15 protein-coding genes are annotated in these 18,275 nt (G+C 70.5%); 6 read left to right on the top strand and 9 right to left on the bottom strand.

Annotated elements, in window-relative coordinates; translation table 11 throughout:
* Positions 1–356: 356 nt before the first annotated feature.
* From QF032_RS27480 to QF032_RS27465, 4 genes are all read left to right on the top strand, one after another.
* A complete protein-coding gene (locus tag QF032_RS27480; protein ID WP_307046153.1) occupies positions 357–3,719 on the top strand; it encodes a sensor histidine kinase in 3,363 nt (1,120 codons plus the stop codon).
* Positions 3,720–3,729: 10 nt separating this feature from the next.
* Positions 3,730–4,143, top strand: coding sequence for a roadblock/LC7 domain-containing protein (locus QF032_RS27475; RefSeq protein ID WP_037781109.1), 414 nt, complete (start codon positions 3,730–3,732; stop codon positions 4,141–4,143).
* 96 nt (positions 4,144–4,239) lie between these two features.
* On the top strand, positions 4,240–4,827 hold the full coding sequence (locus QF032_RS27470) for a DUF742 domain-containing protein (RefSeq protein WP_266725879.1): 588 nt from the start codon (positions 4,240–4,242) through the stop codon (positions 4,825–4,827).
* On the top strand, positions 4,808–5,389 hold the full coding sequence (locus QF032_RS27465) for a GTP-binding protein (protein WP_026248371.1): 582 nt from the start codon (positions 4,808–4,810) through the stop codon (positions 5,387–5,389). The genes QF032_RS27470 and QF032_RS27465 overlap by 20 nt, the downstream gene beginning before the upstream one ends.
* Before the next feature lie 163 nt (positions 5,390–5,552).
* Here QF032_RS27465 and QF032_RS27460 read toward each other — a convergent pair whose 3' ends face one another.
* Entirely contained in the window at positions 5,553–5,747 is a 195-nt protein-coding gene (locus QF032_RS27460) for an acyl-CoA carboxylase subunit epsilon (RefSeq protein WP_306949127.1), read from the bottom strand.
* Between the two features lie 57 nt (positions 5,748–5,804).
* On the bottom strand, positions 5,805–7,409 hold the full coding sequence (locus QF032_RS27455) for an acyl-CoA carboxylase subunit beta (protein WP_307046150.1): 1,605 nt from the start codon (positions 7,407–7,409) through the stop codon (positions 5,805–5,807).
* A 323-nt stretch (positions 7,410–7,732) separates the two neighbouring features.
* Between QF032_RS27455 and QF032_RS27450 the strand changes: the two genes are divergently transcribed.
* Together QF032_RS27450 and QF032_RS27445 are read left to right on the top strand one after the other, a co-directional pair.
* On the top strand, positions 7,733–8,341 hold the full coding sequence (locus tag QF032_RS27450) for a YceI family protein (protein WP_307057849.1): 609 nt from the start codon (positions 7,733–7,735) through the stop codon (positions 8,339–8,341).
* A gap of 93 nt (positions 8,342–8,434) precedes the next feature.
* Positions 8,435–9,073 (top strand): hypothetical protein, encoded by a 639-nt coding sequence (locus QF032_RS27445; protein ID WP_306949130.1) that lies wholly within the window; start codon positions 8,435–8,437, stop codon positions 9,071–9,073.
* Between the two features lie 102 nt (positions 9,074–9,175).
* Here the strand turns inward: QF032_RS27445 and QF032_RS27440 are convergent, their stop codons facing one another.
* The 7 genes from QF032_RS27440 to pruA all read right to left on the bottom strand — a co-directional run bounded on the left by QF032_RS27440 (position 9,176) and on the right by pruA (position 18,241).
* Complete coding sequence (locus QF032_RS27440; protein ID WP_307057847.1) at positions 9,176–10,549, bottom strand: hypothetical protein; 1,374 nt, start codon at positions 10,547–10,549, stop codon at positions 9,176–9,178.
* A 202-nt stretch (positions 10,550–10,751) separates the two neighbouring features.
* Positions 10,752–12,356, bottom strand: a complete 1,605-nt coding sequence (cimA, locus tag QF032_RS27435; RefSeq protein WP_307057845.1) for a citramalate synthase — start codon at positions 12,354–12,356, stop codon at positions 10,752–10,754.
* Positions 12,357–12,766: 410 nt separating this feature from the next.
* On the bottom strand, positions 12,767–13,855 hold the full coding sequence (locus tag QF032_RS27430; protein WP_307046144.1) for a branched-chain amino acid aminotransferase: 1,089 nt from the start codon (positions 13,853–13,855) through the stop codon (positions 12,767–12,769).
* A 249-nt stretch (positions 13,856–14,104) separates the two neighbouring features.
* Positions 14,105–15,148: a 3-isopropylmalate dehydrogenase gene (locus tag QF032_RS27425; protein ID WP_306949134.1), complete on the bottom strand. Its 1,044-nt coding sequence runs from the start codon at positions 15,146–15,148 to the stop codon at positions 14,105–14,107.
* Positions 15,149–15,343: 195 nt separating this feature from the next.
* A complete protein-coding gene (locus QF032_RS27420) occupies positions 15,344–15,475 on the bottom strand; it encodes a hypothetical protein (RefSeq protein ID WP_103811235.1) in 132 nt (43 codons plus the stop codon).
* Between the two features lie 198 nt (positions 15,476–15,673).
* Positions 15,674–16,519, bottom strand: coding sequence for an alpha/beta fold hydrolase (locus QF032_RS27415; RefSeq protein ID WP_307057842.1), 846 nt, complete (start codon positions 16,517–16,519; stop codon positions 15,674–15,676).
* 81 nt (positions 16,520–16,600) lie between these two features.
* Entirely contained in the window at positions 16,601–18,241 is a 1,641-nt protein-coding gene (gene pruA / locus QF032_RS27410) for an L-glutamate gamma-semialdehyde dehydrogenase (protein WP_307057840.1), read from the bottom strand.
* Between the last annotated feature and the right edge of the window lie 34 nt (positions 18,242–18,275).

Here is an 18,275-nt window from a genome sequence, read left to right as displayed (position 1 = left end):
TACAGCAGTTGCCGTAGGCGCTCTGGAGCCGACTGTGGGCTTTGACACGGTCGGCTCCGGTGTTCATAACGTTTCGGCAGAGGAATCGCCGAGTCCCACCACGCGTCGCGGTCACTCGGTCTCGCTGTGCGCACGAAGGCCCCGTCTTTTGGCGGGGCTCGTTCTTTTTGACCGTTTTATCTGGGGTTTACATCACGTCGAACCAACTCTTTCCCATGTTTGGAAGAGGGCTGGTCGTCATGCTGGAATGCCTGAACTGCCCAATAGTCAATGACGTACTCATGGTCGATGGCTGACCGGGCTCTGAGACACAGCGGCACGACGAAGGTGCCGACCGCCGAGAGGTTGTTGGTCGAGTGAGGCGAAGCAAGAAAAGTCCCGAGCCTGCGGCCCGGGGCAACTTCACGCCGCCGCCGCGCGGAGCGGCGCCCGCCCATGTGCCCGGCTCGGAGTCGACGGCAGCGCCCGCCAAGAGCGGCAGCCGTCTCTCCCCGCGCAACTGGCGGGTGCCGACCCGGCTGAACGCGATTCTGCTCATACCCGTGGTGGTCGGCCTGGTCATGGGCGGCTTCCAGGTGAAGAGCTCGATCGACACCTGGCAGGAGGCCGAGGACGCGGAGAACACCGCGCGTCTGGTGCGGGCCTCACTGAGCTACGGCGACGCCATCTACAAGGAGCGCGACATCTCGGCCGCGCCCCTGCTCGCCGGCAAGCGGGACGACGCGACGGTCACCGGGGCCCGCAAGCTCACCGACGCCGCCGCCGCCGCCTTCGACGAGGCCGCGAAGAACATGCCGGCGAAGGCCGGTCTGGAGCGCCGGCTGAAGCTGTTCCGGGACGCGGAGACCAAGCTGGCGCCGTTGCGTGCGGCCGCCTACACCTCCAAGCTGTCGGGCGTGCAGACCGAAGAGGGCTACACCGCGATCGCGCACCCCCTGATGGAGTTCTCCAACGAGCTCGGTCTGGGCACCGGAAACATCACCTCCTACGGCCGCACCGTCTACGCGATCTCGCTGACCAAGGCCGCGATGTCCCTGGAGCGCTCGATCGGCATGCACCTGCTGATCAAACCGGGCCCGCGGGCGGACGACTTCGCGAAGCAGAAGGTCTCCCTCTCCTCCTACGCCTACCTCGAGGGCATCGCCATCGAGGAGTACGTCGGCGGCGGCACCGAGGCCGATGCGCAGAAGCTGCAGGACGCCGAGGCGAAGATCAAGAGCGACGGCGCCGCGCAGGCCGCCGAGGCGAAGCAGAAGAACCCGGACTACGTTCCGCCGCCCGCCAACCCGACGACGATGGTCGTCGCCATCTCCACGATGCAGAGCAGGGACGGCGCCGAGCGTGCCGCCCTCGCCGAAAAGGGCATCAGCATGGAGAACTGGTGGGCGGTCACCACGCTGAAGTACGACGCCTACCGGCAGATCGAGTCGGATCTGACCGACAAGGCCGTGTCCGAGGCCTCGGACATCGCGGCCGACGCGAAGACCTCCGCGATCATCACCGGCGCCGCCGTGGTCGTCGCCCTGCTCCTGGCGTTCATCCTCGCCGGTGCGGTGGCCCGCCAGATGAGCCGCTCGATGCGCCAGCTGCGCAACGCCGCCTTCGGCATCGCCGAACAGCGCCTGCCGATGCTGGTCGACCAGCTCTCCCGCACCGACCCCGGCCGGGTCGACACCCGGGTCGCCCCGATCCCGATCACCACCACGGACGAGATCGGCGAGGTCGCCCGCGCCTTCGACCAGGTCCACCGCGAGGCCGTCCGGCTCGCCGCCGAGCAGGCCCTGCTGCGGGGCAACATCAACGCGATCTTCACCAACCTCTCGCGCCGCAACCAGTCCCTGATCGAGGGCCAGCTGACCCTGATCACCGACCTGGAGAACAACGAGGCCGACCCGGACCAGCTGGAGAACCTCTTCCGCCTGGACCACCTCGCGACCCGTATGCGCCGCAACGGCGAGAACCTCCTGGTCCTCGCCGGCGAGGAGCCCGGCCGTCGCTGGGACCAGCCGGTCCCGCTGGTCGACGTGCTGCGTGCCGCCTCCTCCGAGGTGGAGCAGTACGAGCGCATCGAACTGTCGGGCGTCCCGGAGGCCGAGATCCACGGCCGCGCCGTGACCGACCTCGTGCACCTGCTCGCCGAGCTGCTGGAGAACGCCACCACGTTCTCCTCCCCGCAGACCAAGGTCCGCGTCACGGCGACCCGTCTTCCCGACGGCCGCGTGATGATCGAGATCCACGACAAGGGCATCGGCCTGACCGCCGAGGACTTCGCGGACATCAACCACAAGCTGGCCAACCCGCCGACCGTGGACGCCGCGATCTCGCAGCGCATGGGTCTGTTCGTGGTCGGCCGGCTGTCCGACCGGCACGGCATCCGCGTCCAGCTGCGCCCCTCGGGCGAGCAGGCCGGCACCACCTCGCTGGTCATGCTGCCGGACGCCATCACCCACGGCGGCGGCGGCGAACAGCAGCAGCACCAGCCGGACCGCGACGAGTTCACGGTCTCGCAGATCATCCCGGAGCAGAACTACGGCGCCGGCGAGGACTTCAGCAACGGTCTGCCGATGCGCACCGCCGCCGAACTCGGCTTCGACGACAGCCGCTACGAGGTTCCCGACGACATCCGCGACCTGGACCCGGTGGGCCGGTCCCTGATGCGCGAGGAGCGCCGCGCGGCCCTGGAGTCCCAGACGGGCCAGCCGGACCAGCAGTCCGCGCAGCCGCACCAGTCCGCCGAGGCGGCCGCCTTCGGCGAGAACTACGAGGCCGGCAGTCAGCAGCAGGGTTACGACGCCGGACAGAACGGCTACGACCCCGCGCGCGGCGGCGCCCAAGGCCACTACGACAACGGCGCGACCGGCTACGCCGAGCAGCCCGCCTCGTTCGACCAGCAGACGGCCTACCAGGAGCCGCAGCGCCCGGCGTACGACGAGCAGTACTTCCCGCCGAACGGCGGTGTGCCGCAGGGCGAGTCCTTCGCCCCGCAGAACGGCCTGCCGCAGGGCGAAGGCTTCTCGTCGAACGGCGGTTACCCGGACCCCGCGTATGCGGAGCCCGCCCAGGAGGAGCGGACGGAGGCCGGGCCGGCCGCGTCCGAGGGCTTCCAGCCGTACGAGGAGCAGCAGTCCTACCAGGACGACTGGCCCCAGCAGAACGGTCAGGGCAACGGTTACCAGAACGGTTACCCGGACCAGTACGCTCCGGAAGCGGAATCCACGCAGGTCGCTGACGCGGATGAGCAGAACCGCGTAGGCTTCGATCGTCCGGGATCCAGCCCCGCCGCCTCCCACGCGCTGACCGAAGCCGGTCTGCCCCGCCGCGGATCCACCGCAAGCGGCGCGAACGGCGCACGGCCCGCCACGAAGCAGGAAGCGCCGGCCTCCTCTTCGGAGAGCAACGGCGGTGGCGACATCTGGCGGTCGGCGAACGACGAGCGCTGGCATCAGGCCTCCGCTCTGAAGAAGCCCAAGGCGGGCGGGGTCACCTCCTCCGGTCTGCCGCGGCGGGTGCCCAAGGCCAACCTCATCGAAGGCGCCGCCGAGAGCACCCCGCAGGGAGGCCCACAGGTCTCCCGCGCCCCGGAGGACGTCCGAGGCAGGTTGAGCAACCTGCGTCGCGGCGTCCAGCGCGGACGCAACGCAGGAAGCAGTGAAACGAACGGCCAGGCCACTGGGAATCATCACAGTGGGCCTGACAGCACCTACAACCAGGAGCGTTAGTGTGAGCCCGATGAGCCAGGCGGCACAGAACCTGAACTGGTTGATCACCAACTTCGTGGACAACACCCCGGGGGTGTCCCACACGGTGGTGGTCTCCGCCGACGGACTCCTTCTGGCGATGTCCGAAGGCTTCCCCCGCGACCGTGCCGACCAGCTCGCGGCCGTCGCCTCAGGTCTGACGTCCCTGACGGCAGGCGCTTCCCGGATCTTCGAGGGAGGCAGCGTGAACCAGACGGTTGTGGAGATGGAGCGGGGATTCCTGTTCATCATGTCCGTGTCCGACGGTTCCTCGCTCGCGGTGCTCGCACATCCCGAGGCGGACATCGGTCTCATCGGGTACGAGATGGCACTCCTGGTGGACCGAGCCGGTTCGGTCCTGACGCCCGACCTTCGAGCGGAGCTCCAAGGGAGCCTTCTCAACTAACAAACGGACGGTGCGTTTTGGCGTCCCGAGGCCGTAGTGTTTCGGGACGCGGCTCCACGTGATGGGTGCCAGGGCACAGTCGGAGGAGGAGAGAGAGTGGCAACACCCCCAGGCGGTTCGCATTCGGGCAACTGGTCGTACGGTCCTGCCCAGGGCCAGAACGACGGTACCCAGAACCCGAACCGTTACAACTTCCCCTCCGCGCCCAGCCAGCAGCGGCCGTACACGCCTCAGGGGCCGCAGGGCCCGGGGCCGTCCCCGTACGACCAGCCGCACGCCCCGCGCATCCAGCCGGTGCAGCCGCATCGCCGCTCCCCGGAGCCGGCGCCCGCCGGCTCGTCGAACAACCCGCTGGTACGTCCGTACGCCATGACCGGTGGCCGGACCCGCCCGCGGTACCAGCTCGCCATCGAGGCGCTGGTGCACACCACCGCGCAGCCGCATCAGATGCAGGGCCAGCTGCCCGAGCATCAGCGGATCTGCAACCTCTGCCGAGAGATCAAGTCGGTCGCCGAGATCTCGGCGCTGCTGACCATCCCCCTCGGTGTGGCCAGGATCCTCGTCGCCGACCTGGCGGAAGCGGGACTGGTCGCCATCCATCAGCCCGGCGGCGACGAGAGCGCCGGCGGCCAGCCAGACGTGACACTGCTCGAAAGGGTGCTCAGTGGACTTCGCAAGCTCTAGCGGGGGTCCCTCCCGCTCCACCACTTCCGCGAAGATCGTGGTGGCGGGCGGCTTCGGCGTGGGCAAGACCACGTTCGTCGGGGCTGTTTCGGAGATCAATCCGCTGCGCACCGAGGCCGTCATGACGTCCGCGTCGGCGGGCATCGACGACCTCACCCACACCGGGGACAAGACGACCACCACGGTCGCCATGGACTTCGGCCGCATCACCCTGGACCAGGACCTGATCCTGTACCTGTTCGGCACGCCCGGCCAGGACCGGTTCTGGTTCATGTGGGACGACCTGGTGCGCGGTGCCATCGGCGCGATCGTCCTGGTCGACACCCGCCGTCTCGCCGACTGCTTCCCCGCGGTCGACTACTTCGAGAACTCGGGTCTCCCCTTCGTGATCGCCCTCAACGGCTTCGACGGCAACCAGCCGTACAACCCGGACGAGGTACGCGAGGCGCTGCAGATCGGCCCCGACACCCCCATCATCACGACGGACGCCCGCCACCGCGCGGACGCGAAGTCCGCGCTCATCACGCTCGTCGAGCATGCGTTGATGGCACGGCTGCGGTAAGCGCCCGTGCGGCCACCGGGCTGCCCCGGACGGTTCTGAGCCGTCTGCCGGGCAGTCGGTGGCCGGTCGGTGTCGCGCGGTCTCCGCGCCCCCCCGGGTGTGCAGAAGGGCCCCTCTCGTGGAGAGGGGCCCTTCTTCGTCCCAGGAGGTCAGTGCCGGGAGGTCAGTGCCAGCTGTGCGGGGCGCGGAAGCCGCCCTCGCGCTCCAGGCGGCGCCAGCCCGCCTTGTGGCGGCCACGGCGGTCCTCGGTGGGCTCGGAGGTGCGGGCGGCCGCGCGGGCCAGGAGGATCGCCGTGATGGCGGCGACTTCCTCGGGCTCGGCGTGGCCCTTCTCGACGCGGATGTCGGGAGTGTTCATGGGTCTCAGTCTCCGTGGATGAGGTTTCCGCAGGGGTACCGCGAGGGGTCGGCCGGGTTACTGCGGAGGGTTGCCGTGCTTGCGGGAGGGCAGGTCGGCGTGCTTCGACTGGAGCATCGCCAGCGAGCGGATCAGGATTTCGCGGGTCTCCGCCGGGTCGATCACGTCGTCGACGAGGCCGCGCTCGGCCGCGTAGTACGGGTGCATCAGCTCGGACTTGTACTCCTTGACCATGCGGGCCCGCATCGCGTCCGGGTCCTCGGCGCCGGCGATCTGCCGCCGGAAGATCACGTTGGCCGCGCCTTCGGCGCCCATGACGGCGATCTCGTTGGTCGGCCACGCGTAGGTGAGGTCCGCGCCGATGGACTGGCTGTCCATGACGATGTAGGCGCCGCCGTAGGCCTTGCGCAGGATGAGCGAGATACGGGGGACGGTCGCGTTGCAGTAGGCGTACAGCAGCTTCGCGCCGTGGCGGATGATGCCGCCGTGCTCCTGGTCGACGCCGGGCAGGAAGCCGGGGACGTCCAGCAGGGTGACGATCGGGATGTTGAAGGCGTCGCACATCTGCACGAACCGCGCGGCCTTCTCGGAGGCCTCGATGTCCAGCACGCCGGCCAGGGACTGGGGCTGGTTGGCGACGATGCCGACGACCTGGCCGTCCAGACGGGCCAGCGCGCAGATGATGTTGCGCGCCCAGCGCTCGTGGACCTCGAGGTAGTCGCCGTCGTCGACGATCTCCTCGATGACCTTGGTCATGTCGTAGGGGCGGTTGCCGTCGGCCGGGACCAGGTCGAGCAGCACGTCGCCGCGGCGGTCGGCGGGGTCGCCGGCCTCGGCGCGCGGGGGGTTCTCGCGGTTGTTCTGCGGGAGCATCGACAGGAGGTAGCGCACCTCGGCGATGCACGTCTCCTCGTCGTCGTAGGCGAAGTGACAGACGCCCGAGGTCTCGGCGTGCACGTCGGCGCCGCCGAGGCCGTTCTGCGTGATCTCCTCGCCGGTGACCGCCTTGACGACGTCCGGGCCGGTGATGAACATCTGCGAGGTCTCGCGGACCATGAACACGAAGTCGGTCAGGGCGGGGCTGTAGGCCGCGCCGCCCGCGCACGGGCCGAGCATCACGGAGATCTGCGGGATGACGCCGGAGGCCTTGGTGTTGCGCTGGAAGATGCCGCCGTACCCGGCGAGCGCGGAGACGCCCTCCTGGATACGGGCGCCGGCGCCGTCGTTGAGCGAGACCAGCGGAGCCCCGGCCGCGATGGCCATGTCCATGATCTTGTGGATCTTCGTGGCGTGGGCCTCGCCCAGCGCGCCGCCGAAGATGCGGAAGTCGTGGGCGTAGACGAAGACCGTGCGGCCCTCCACCGTGCCCCAGCCGGTGATCACACCGTCGGTGAACGGCTTCTTCGCCTCGAGGCCGAATCCGCTCGCCCGGTGCCGGCGCAGCTGCTCGACCTCCTGGAAGGACCCCGGGTCCAGGAGCAGCTCGATGCGCTCCCGGGCGGTCAGCTTGCCCTTGGCGTGCTGCGCCTGGGTCGCCTTCTCGCTCGGACCGGCCAGAGCCTGAGCACGGATCTCGTGCAGCTCGGCCACCCGGCCGCGCGCGTCCGTGGGCTCCGAAGGCTCTGCGGTCTGTTCGCCCGTCGTCTCTTCCAAAACGGTCATGTAGCGACCTTACGAAGCCCGCCAAGGAAAGGGAGACGTCGACTCCGTACAGTCTCCGGAGCGTTTTCCTGGTACCACCGAACAGAACCCGGCGCGTGTGCAGCCGTTCCGACTGCTCAGAGGGCCTGGCGCTTGTAGGGGTCACACAAAGCCCGTGAGTGCGATCCGCCTCACATCCGGGGTGCGCGACGCGCTCCGGCTTCGGCCGGTCGAGTGATACGGCGAGTCCGGCCGCCCCTGCGGAATAGGTCCGCGACCACCCACGTTAAGAATCATTGAAGGTTAAACAAACTGGATCTTCCCCCGTCCCCAAGGAGCATCCCATGAGCATCTTCGGCCGCAAGAACGCCGACGGCTCCGCCGCCACCGCCGTCGCCACCGTGAGCCCGGAACTCACCGCGCTGACCGGGACGTACACGATCGACCCCGCGCACTCGACGATCGGCTTCGTGGCCCGGCACGCCATGGTCACGAACGTCAAGGGCAAGTTCGACGACTTCACCGGCTCGCTGCGGCTGGACGGCGCCGACCCGTCCCTGTCCACCGCCTCCATCGACGTCAGCATGGACAGCATCGACACCGGGTCCGCCGACCGCGACGGCCACCTCAAGAGCGCCGACTTCTTCAAGACCGACGAGTTCCCGGCGATGACCTTCCGCTCCACCTCCGTCGAGTCCGCAGGCGGCGACGACTACCGCGTCACCGGCGACCTGAGCATCCTCGGCGTCACCAGGCCGCTCACCATCGCCCTCGAGTTCAACGGCGCCGCGAAGGACCCGTTCGGCAACGAGCGCGTCGGCTTCGAGGGCAGGGCGGAGATCCTGCGCTCGGAGTGGGGTCTGACCTGGAACGCGGCGCTGGAGACGGGTGGCGTCCTGGTCTCGGACAAGATCAAGCTGAACTTCGACATCTCGGCGATCAAGAACGCGTAAGCGCTTGACCCGATACGGAGGATAACGGCAGAAAAGGGCCGGAAGCGAAGAGCTTCCGGCCCCTATTTGTGCCTTGTGTCACAGTCACGAGGTATGAGCACCAGGACCGGACCCCAGCACTACCCCGGCGCGAACCGCGACCACTGGTACCAGGACGACTTCGGCGGCGACCGCATGGAGGTCAACGTCGTCGTGCTGCACACCACCGAGGGGCGCTCGCTGCCCGACTACCAGGGCGGCTCCGTCGCGCCCAACCTGACGGCGGTACCGGACTTCGCCGCCAGGAAGCTGAAGTGGTACCAGCACTTCGACATCGACATCTCCTCGCGCGCCCTGGCCAACCTGCGCGGCGGCGTCGAGACGAACACCCTGAACGTCTGCCAGGTGGAACTCGTCGGCACCTGCGATCCGAGCCTGCACAGCAAGTGGACGGCCCGCGGCCAGGGACACCTCTACTGGCCGAAGGCCCCGGAGTGGGCGCTGCGCGCCGTCGCCCAGTACCTGGCGTGGATGAACATTCACCACCATGTGCCGCTGCGCGGGCCGGCACTGTGGCCCGCGTACCCGAAGTCGGCGGGGAACGGCGGCGGCCAGCGGATGAGCGGGGCGAGGTGGAGCGCGTTCAAGGGGGTGTGCGGACACATGCACGTGCCAGAGAACACGCACGGCGACCCCGGCGCGATCGACTTCGACGGTCTGCTGGGCTTCGCGAAGGCGGCGGTGCAGGACTAGACCGCTCACGGGGTCCCGGTGATCCACCCACGACAGGCGTCGGGCATCGGACGTCGGGCGTCGGCATCGGGCATCGGGCATCGGGATCGGGCATCGGGCGGGTCAGAATCCGCCACCGAAGTCGCCCCCGCCGCCCCCGCCGAAGTCCCCTCCCCCTCCGTCGCCGAAGCCGCCGAAGTCTCCGGAGTCGAAGTCGGCCCCGGAGACGTCGCCGCCGAAGTCGCCGTATCCCGCGCCGTAGTCGTCGGCGTAGGACGGGGTGGCCATCATGGAGCCGAGCATCGTTCCGACGAGGAGGCCGGGCAGGACGCCGCCGCCGAAGTAGCCGCCCGCCCAGGGGCCGTAGGCCGGGCCCGCCTCCCAGTACGGGCGGCGGCCGTAGTCGCTGTCGACCTCGCGGATCACCGGGTCGCGTCCGTCGGCCAGCCGGGTCGCGTCCGCCGCGCACACCGGGACCTCGCGCGTGGACCCGCCGAGCGGCGTCCATGTGGCGTCGCCGACCGAGGGGCCGTGGCGGGGGTCGAAGAAGCAGGGCGGACGGCGTGCGGGCAGCGGGCGTCCCTCGCGGCGGGCGGCGAGCAGGGCGAGGGAGAAGCGGCCGTCCTCCAGGGCCTCGGTGACACCGCGGACGTCCTCCGGCCGCACGGCCGCCGCCATGGCCGACTTCGCCTGTTCGTAGGCGTCCAGGGCGCGTTCGTAGTCGGCGCGCATGGCGTCGTCGGCACCCGGCTCGGCCGGGTGGAAGTCCAGCCGGTCGAGTTCCTCGCCGAACGCCGTGATGTCCTCGTCCACGACGACCCGCAGCCGGTCGAGGGCGGCCCGCTGTTCGGCCGCGCGCCGCCGGCGGTTGCGGCGCACCAGCGTGTACGCGCCGGCCCCGCCGGCCGCCAGCACCACGCCCGCCGTGATCAGCGCGGTCTGCGAGACCCCGCCGCCGTGGTCCGAGGTGCCCCAGCTCGCGGGGGCCGAACCGCCCATGTTCACCAGGGCGCGGTCCGTGAAGTCGGCCAGCTGGGTCCGGGCGTCGCTCTCCGCGCGGACGCTGGTGACCAGGTTGCGGACGGCCGTGCGGGAGAGCACCGAGGAGTCGGCCCGGGCGTCGAAGCGGTCGCCGAGGCGGATCGCGTACGCGCCGGTGACGCCGGTGGCGGTGCGCAGGTCCGTGAAGAGGTCCGCCGTGGGGTAGCCGGCCGGCAGGACGGCGATGAACAGCGGCTTGCCGGCGTGCTTGATCTGCTGCTGGAGGGCGTGCGCGTCCGCCCGGGACAGCTGACCGCTCGCCTCGGGGTCGACGTAGACCGGGCTCTCGCGGAGGGCTTCGGCGACGGCCGACACGCTGGTGGCCTCGGCTACGGCCGACACTCCGGTGGCCGCGTCGGCGCGCGGTGCGCCCGCCGTCGGCAGGGCCGCCAGCACGGCGAGCACGAGCGCGGCCACCCACAGGAGGGGGTTCCGGGCCGATGACACGACCTTCATATGTCGAAACTACCCGAAACCCACCAAACCAGTCGGCTGTGGGCGGGGCATCCGGGTAGGCGAAGGGCTTCACGACCCCGCCGTGAGGCTGCCGCCGGCCTTCAGTCGGACGATCAGCCATGCCCCGGGCGCCCCGGCGGGGCGGGACGGCAGGGGCGCCCCGGGCTCCCTGACCCGCCGGGGGCGCCCCCGCCGGTCCCGGTCACTCCGCCGGCGTCACGCTCGCCCTGAGCAGTCCGTACGTGTAGGCGTCCTCCAGGGCCTGCCAGGACGCGGCGATCACGTTCTCGGCGACGCCCACGGTGGACCACTCCCCCGTCCCGTCCGTCGTGGAGATCAGGACGCGGGTGGTGGACTGGGTGCCGTGGACGCCCTCGAGGATGCGGACCTTGTAGTCGACCAGCTCGAGCTTGGCCAGCTGCGGGTAGATCTTCTCCAGCGCCACCCGCAGCGCGCGGTCGAGGGCGTTGACCGGGCCGTTGCCCTCCGCCGTGGCGACGATCCGCTCGCCCTTGGCGTAGAGCTTGACGGTGGCCTCGTTGGCGTGGCTGCCGTCGGGGCGGTCCTCGACGATGGCCCGCCAGGACTCCACCTCGAAGTACTTCAGCGGCCGGCCCTCGACCTCCGCGCGCAGCAGCAGCTCGAAGGACGCGTCCGCCGCCTCGTAGGTGTAGCCCCTCAGTTCGCGCTCCTTGACCCGCTCGACGACCCGGCCGACCAGTTCGCGGTCGCCGCCCAGGTCGACTCCCAGCTCCTTGCCCTTGAGCTCGACCGAGGCGCGGCCCGCCATGTCGGACACCAGCATCCGCATGGTGTTGCCCACCTGCTCGGGGTCGATGTGCTGGTACAGGTCGGGGTCGACCTTGATGGCCGAGGCGTGCAGGCCGGCCTTGTGGGCGAAGGCCGAGACGCCGACGTACGGCTGGTGCGTGGACGGGGTGAGGTTGACGACCTCGGCGATCGCGTGCGAGATACGGGTCATCTCGCGCAGCCGCCCCTCGGGCAGCACCTTCTTGCCGTACTTCAGCTCCAGGGCCGCCACCACCGGGAAGAGGTTGGCGTTGCCGACCCGCTCGCCGTAGCCGTTCGCCGTGCACTGCACGTGCGTCGCGCCCGCGTCCACCGCGGCCAGGGTGTTCGCCACCGCGCAGCCGGTGTCGTCCTGGGCGTGGATGCCGAGCCGGGCGCCGGTGTCGGCGAGGACGGTGGAGACGACCGCCTGCACCTGCCCCGGGAGCATGCCGCCGTTGGTGTCGCACAGGACGACCACGTCGGCGCCGGCCTCGGCGGCGGCCCGCACGACCGCCTTGGCGTACTCGGGGTTCGCGCGGTAGCCGTCGAAGAAGTGCTCGCAGTCGACGAAGACCCGGCGGCCCTCGCCCTTCAGGAAGGACACGGTGTCGCTCACCATGGCCAGGTTCTCGTCCAGCGTGGTGCGCAGGGCCAGCTCCACGTGCCGGTCGTGGGACTTCGCGACCAGGGTGATCACTCCCGCGCCCGACTCCAGCAGCGCCCTGACCTGCGGGTCCTCCGCGGCTTTGGCACCGGCCCGGCGGGTCGCGCCGAAGGCGACCAGCTGGGCGTGCCTGAAGTCGATCTCCTCCTGCGCGCGGGCGAAGAACTCGGTGTCGCGCGGGTTGGCGCCGGGCCAGCCGCCCTCGATGAAGCCCACTCCGAAGTCGTCCAGGTGACGGGCGATGGCCAGCTTGTCGGCGACGGTGAGGTTGATGCCCTCACGCTGGGCGCCGTCCCGCAGGGTGGTGTCGAAGACGTGGAACGAATCGTCGAGTTCGCTGGTTGCGGTCATGGTCTGAAGACTCCTGTGTTGGACCTCGGTCGTTACCGGAATGACCGGCTCCACCATCCCCCCATGCTCCCTCGCGCTCTCGCTCCCGGCTGTGGGTGGTGCCAGAAATGCGAAAAACCCCTCGCGGGTGCGAGAGGTCTGCGCGCGGGTCGAGGACGACGAGGGCCGCCCGTACCTGGTCGTACGTGGCGGTCACTGCGGACCGGCGCGCCTGCTGCCAATAATCGTGGCGAACGAGAGCACGGGGGAAGTCTGGCACAGTCCGTCCGCGTGCTCACCCGGTGTCTCAGGATGCGAGCGGCGTGTACTCGGACGTCGGCCGGGAGACGCCCGCCGGCCCCCGGAAGCCGAAGGGGCCGCGCCGGACGTGACGTCCGGTGCGGCCCCGCACCGTGGGGTGTGCGGGCGGGTCAGCCCAGGCGGTGCATCCAGCCGTGCTTGTCCTCGGCCGTGCCGCGCTGGATGTCCAGCAGGGCCTGCCGCAGCCTGAGGGTGACCTCGCCGGGCTCGCCGCCCGACTGCTGCCATTCGCCGCCGGTGCGCTTGACCGTGCCGACCGGGGTGATCACGGCGGCGGTGCCGCAGGCGAAGACCTCCGTCAGGGTGCCGTCGGCGGAGTCCTGCTGCCACTGGTCGACGGAGACGCGGCCCTCCGCGGCCTCGTAGCCGAGGTCGCGGGCGACGGCGAGGAGGCTGTCACGGGTGACGCCCTCCAGGATGGAGCCGGTGAGGGACGGCGTGACGATCTTGTCGCCGTACACGAAGTACAGGTTCATGCCGCCGAGCTCCTCGACCCACTTGCGCTCGACCGCGTCGAGGTAGCAGACCTGGGCGCAGCCCTGCGCGGCGGCCTCGGCCTGGGCGAGCAGCGAGGCCGCGTAGTTGCCGCCCGTCTTGGCGTCGCCCATGCCGCCGGGGACGGCGCGCACGTGGTCCTCGGAGACCCAGATGGAGACCGGCTTGACGCCGCCGGGGAAGTAGGCGCCGGCCGGTGAGGCGATGACGAGGAAGAGGTACTCGTTGGCCGGCTTGACGCCCAGGCCGACCTCGGTCGCGATCATGAACGGCCGCAGGTAGAGGGACTCCTCGCCGCCGTGCGCGGGCACCCAGTCCTTGTCCTGGGCGACGAGCGCGTCGCACGCCGCGATGAACGTCTCGACCGGCAGCTCGGGCATGGCGAGCCGGCGGGCGGAGCGCTGGAAGCGCTTGGCGTTCTGGTCCGGCCGGAAGGTGGCGACGGAGCCGTCGGGGCGGCGGTACGCCTTCAGGCCCTCGAAGATCTCCTGCGCGTAGTGCAGGACGTTGGTGGCCGGGTCGAGGGGGATCGGCGCGTACGGAACGAGCTGGCCGTCGTGCCAGCCGCGGCCCTCGGTCCACTTGATCGTCACCATGTGGTCGGTGAAGTGGCGGCCGAAGCCGGGGTTCGCCAGGATCGCCTGCCGCTCGGCGGCGGAGGTGAGGCTGGCGGAGGGCTTGAGCTCGATCGTGGGCGTCGTCATGAGTGGTTGTCCTTCACCGGTTGTGTGTGACGGGCCGCGCTCACGTCCGTACGGCCGATGGCCGGTGGTAGGACGTCCGAGCATTCCCTCATACCGCGGCTCCGCGTTCGATTATCGCAAGAGCCGGGCGACGGCCGAAAAACGGCGTGAATGCGACCCAGGGTTGATGGTGACACCCGGCGGGGGGCATGCGGAAGCCGCCGGGCGCGCTTGCGACCCGGCGGCTTCGAGGTTCTCGAGCGGCGCGGGTCAGCCGGCTACTCGTACTGAGAGCGCGTCGCCGATCTCGGAGGTGCTGCGCGCGGGCAGCGAGCCGCGCTCCCCGAGGTCCGCGGAGACGGCGTCCTCGATGCGGACGGCTTCGGCCTCGTAGCCGAGGTGGCGCAGGAGCAGGGCGACGGACAGGACCGTGGCGGTGGGGTCGGCCTTGCCCTGGCCCGCGATGTCCGGGGCCGAGCCGTGCACGGGCTCGAACATGGACGGGAAGTCGCCGGACGGGTTGATGTTGCCGCTGGCGGCGACGCCGATGCCGCCGGAGACGGCCGCGGCGAGGTCGGTGATGATGTCGCCGAAGAGGTTGTCGGTGACGATGACGTCGAACCGCGCCGGGTCGGTGACCAGGTAGATGGTGGCCGCGTCGACGTGGATGTAGTCGGTGGTGACGTCGGGGAACTCCTCGGCCACCTGGTTGAAGACGTTCGTCCACAGGTGACCGGCGAAGGCCAGCACGTTGTTCTTGTGGACGAGCGTGAGCTTCTTGCGGGGCCGGGCCTGGGCGCGGGCGAAGGCGTCGCGGACCACGCGCTCGACGCCGAACGCCGTGTTCACGGAGACCTCGGTGGCGACCTCGTGCGGGGTGCCCTTGCGGATCGTGCCGCCGTTGCCGGTGTACGGGCCCTCGGTGCCCTCGCGGACGACGACGAAGTCGATCTCGGGCTGACCGGCCAGCGGGGTGGCCACGCCGGGCAGGAGCTTCGACGGACGCAGGTTCACGTGGTGGTCGAAGGCGAAGCGCAGCTTGAGCAGGAAGCCCCGCTCCAGGACGCCGGAGGGGACGCTCGGGTCGCCGATCGCGCCGAGCAGGATCGCGTCGTGCCGCTTGAGCGCGTCCACGTCCGCGTCGGTGAGGGTCTCACCGGTGGCGTGGTAGCGCCGGGCGCCGAAGTCGTACTCCTTGGTCTCCAGCTTCACATCCTGCGGGAGGACGGCGGAGAGGACCTTGAGACCTTCGGCCACGACCTCCTGGCCGATGCCGTCACCGGGGATCACTGCGAGATTGAGGCTGCGAGACATGCGGGAACCCTACTCCTCGTCCCAGGTGATGACACGGACCGTCCGTCATCCGGACAGCGGCGTGGCGGTACACCCGGCGGGGGCGAGGCGGCACGCGGTGGGAGGCGAGGTGCGGCGCGGGGTCCGAAGTCCCGTTCGTAACGCCCGCGCCGCGCCCCGTGCGGGTGCGGCTCCCGGACTGCGGGGCGGGCCGGCTCAGTGGCCGGTCTCGCCTCCGTTGTCGCGGCGGTCGAGGGCGCGCTGCAAGGCGGCGGCGGCGTTCCTGCGGTCGGACTCGCTCGTACGGGAGACGTGACGGACTCGGCGGCGGACGGTCGTCTCGGCCATGGGGAATCGACTCCTTCGAAATCCAGGGAGTGCCAAAGGGGGGTGCGAGACGCCGGAAGGGGCGGGGAGCGGACCGCAGGGGTTGCCTGCACGGGGCCCGGCTCACGACCGCCATTCGCTTGATCGAGCGAGACGTTCGGCTCCTACAAAGCTAAGCGAGGAGCCCGCGCCTGTCTCTACAATTACTCGGACTTCCTACTATCTGAGACGGCGCACCCTTCGGAGGATCGACGCCACCGCCCGTCGGAAGCCCTCGGGGTCCTCGGTCCACGGCAGGTGGCCCGCCCCCTCCAGGGTCACCCGCCGCACGTGGGGCAGGGCGCGATCCAGTGAGTCGACCGCCGAGCGGGGCCGGATGTCCCGGGCGCCGTCGACGATCAGCACCGGCGTCTCCAGCCGCCGGCAGGCCGGGTACAGCTCGGGGGCGCCCCAGTCCCGTGCGCGCTCGGCGTTGAGCGCCGCGTTGCACGCGGTGTTGACGCCGAACCAGGGGTCGGCCATGCGCTCGGCGTGCTCCGGGGCCCGCCGTCGGTCCTCGAACTCCACGGACCACTGGATCAGCGCCCGCTCACGGCTGCCGTTCGGCGCCGCCCGCCAACGGGCGAGCAGTGCGGGGGCCTCGCCGAGCCGGGCGAGGAAGTTCGCCTTGTAGGCGGGGTGCCAGTCGGCGTCGGGGCCGATGCCCGTACCGCTCACGTAGATCAGCGCGCGCACCCGCCCGGGGTGGGCCAGGGCGTAGCTCAACGCCAGTTGCGCGCCCCAGGAATGCCCGAGCAGGGTCATCCTCCCGAGGCCGAAGTGCCGCCGTACGGCCTCCAGGTCGGCGACGAACCGCTCGGTGGTCCACGGCCCGTCGCACCGCTGCGAGCGCCCGCATCCGCGCTGGTCCCAGCGGATCGCGTCGGACAGCGGGGCGGGCAGGGCCGTCATGTCCTCGAACATGTCCCACAGCCCGGGTCCGCCGTGGCACAGGACCAGCGGGTCGGCGGTGCCGCTGCGGGACGCCCACAGGCGGACTCCGTCGTCCGCGAGCACGCTCTCCATGCGGGCAGTGTGCCGAACGGGCCGGGTCTGCGGAAGACCGGCCCGTTCGGGTGCGCGGGTGCGCGGATGCGCTGCGCGCCGTCAGCCCATGTGCGGGTAGGTGTGGTCGGTCGGCGGGACCAGCGTCTCCTTGATGGCGCGGGTCAGCGTCCAGCGCATCAGGTTCTGCGGGGCGCCGGCCTTGTCGTCGGTGCCGGAGGCCCGGCCGCCCCCGAAGGGCTGCTGCCCGACGACGGCGCCGGTCGACTTGTCGTTGATGTAGAAGTTGCCGGCCGCGTAGCGCAGCTTCTCCATCGTGTACGCGGCGGCGGCGCGGTCGTTGGCGATGACCGAGCCGGTGAGCGCGTAGTCCGAGACCGACTCCATCTGGGTCAGCATGGCGTCGTACGCCTCGGCCGAACTGTCGTCGTAGACGTGCACGGCGAGGAACGGGCCGAAGTACTCGGTGGTGAAGACCTCGTTCTCCGGGTCGGTGCACTCGACGACGGTCGGGCGCACGAACCAGCCCACCGAGTCGTCGTAGGTACCGCCCGCGACGATCGTGCAGGCCGGGTCCGCCTCGGCGCGGTCGATGGCCGCCTTGTTCTTGGCGAAGGAACGCTCGTCGATGACCGCGCCGATGAAGTGGGACAGGTCGGTGACGTCGCCCATGGTGAGGCCGTCGACCTCGGCCGCGAACTCCTCCTTGAAGCCGGAGTTCCAGATCGACGCCGGGATGTAGGCCCGGGAGGTCGCGCTGCACTTCTGGCCCTGGTACTCGAAGGCGCCCCGGGTGAGGGCCGTCTTCAGCACGGCGCGGTCGGCGCTCGGGTGGGCGACGACGAAGTCCTTGCCGCCGGTCTCGCCGACCAGACGCGGGTAGGTGCGGTATTTCTCGATGTTGGCGCCGACCGTCTTCCACAGGTGCTGGAAGGTCTTGGTGGAGCCGGTGAAGTGGATGCCGGCGAGGTCGCGGTGGTTCAGGGCGACCTCGGAGACCTCCAGGCCGTCGCCGGTGACCAGGTTGATCACGCCCTTGGGCAGCCCGGCCTCCTCCAGCAGCCGCATCAGCAGCACGGCGGCGTGCGTCTGCGTCGGCGACGGCTTCCAGACGACCACGTTGCCCATCAGCGCGGGCGCGGTCGGCAGATTGCCCGCGATCGCCGTGAAGTTGAACGGCGTGATCGCGTAGACGAAGCCCTCGAGCGGGCGGTGGTCGAGACGGTTCCAGACGCCCGGGGAGTTGGCCGGGGGCTGCTCGGCCAGGATCTGGCGGGCGTAGGCCACGTTGAAGCGCCAGAAGTCGACGAGCTCGCAGGGGCAGTCGATCTCCGCCTGCTGGGCGGTCTTCGACTGGCCGAGCATGGTGGAGGCGGCCAGCGTCTCCCGCCAGGGGCCGGCCAGCAGTTCGGCGGCGCGCAGGATGATCGCGGCACGGTCGTCGAAGGACATCGCGCGCCAGGCGGGCGCGGCGGCGAGGGCCGCGTCGACGGCGTCCTGGGCGTCCTGCCGGGTGGCGTTGGCGTATGTGCCGAGGCGGGACTTGTGGTGGTGCGGCTGGACGACGTCGAAACGCTCCCCGCCGCCCATCCGGCGCTCGCCGCCGATGGTGCAGGGCAGGTCGATCGGGTTGTCGGCCAGTTCCTTGAGCCTGGCCTCCAGCCGGGCCCGCTCGGGCGAGCCGGGGGCATAGCCGTGCACCGGCTCGTTGACGGGGGTGGGGACCTGGGTCACAGCGTCCATGAGGTCGGTAACTCCTTACTGAGCGTGTTGCGAG

This window comes from Streptomyces achromogenes, from assembly GCF_030816715.1.
Classification (GTDB): domain Bacteria; phylum Actinomycetota; class Actinomycetes; order Streptomycetales; family Streptomycetaceae; genus Streptomyces; species Streptomyces achromogenes_A.
The sequence above is the reverse complement of the archived record's forward strand: the minus strand, read 5'-3'. Positions and strand labels throughout refer to the sequence as shown.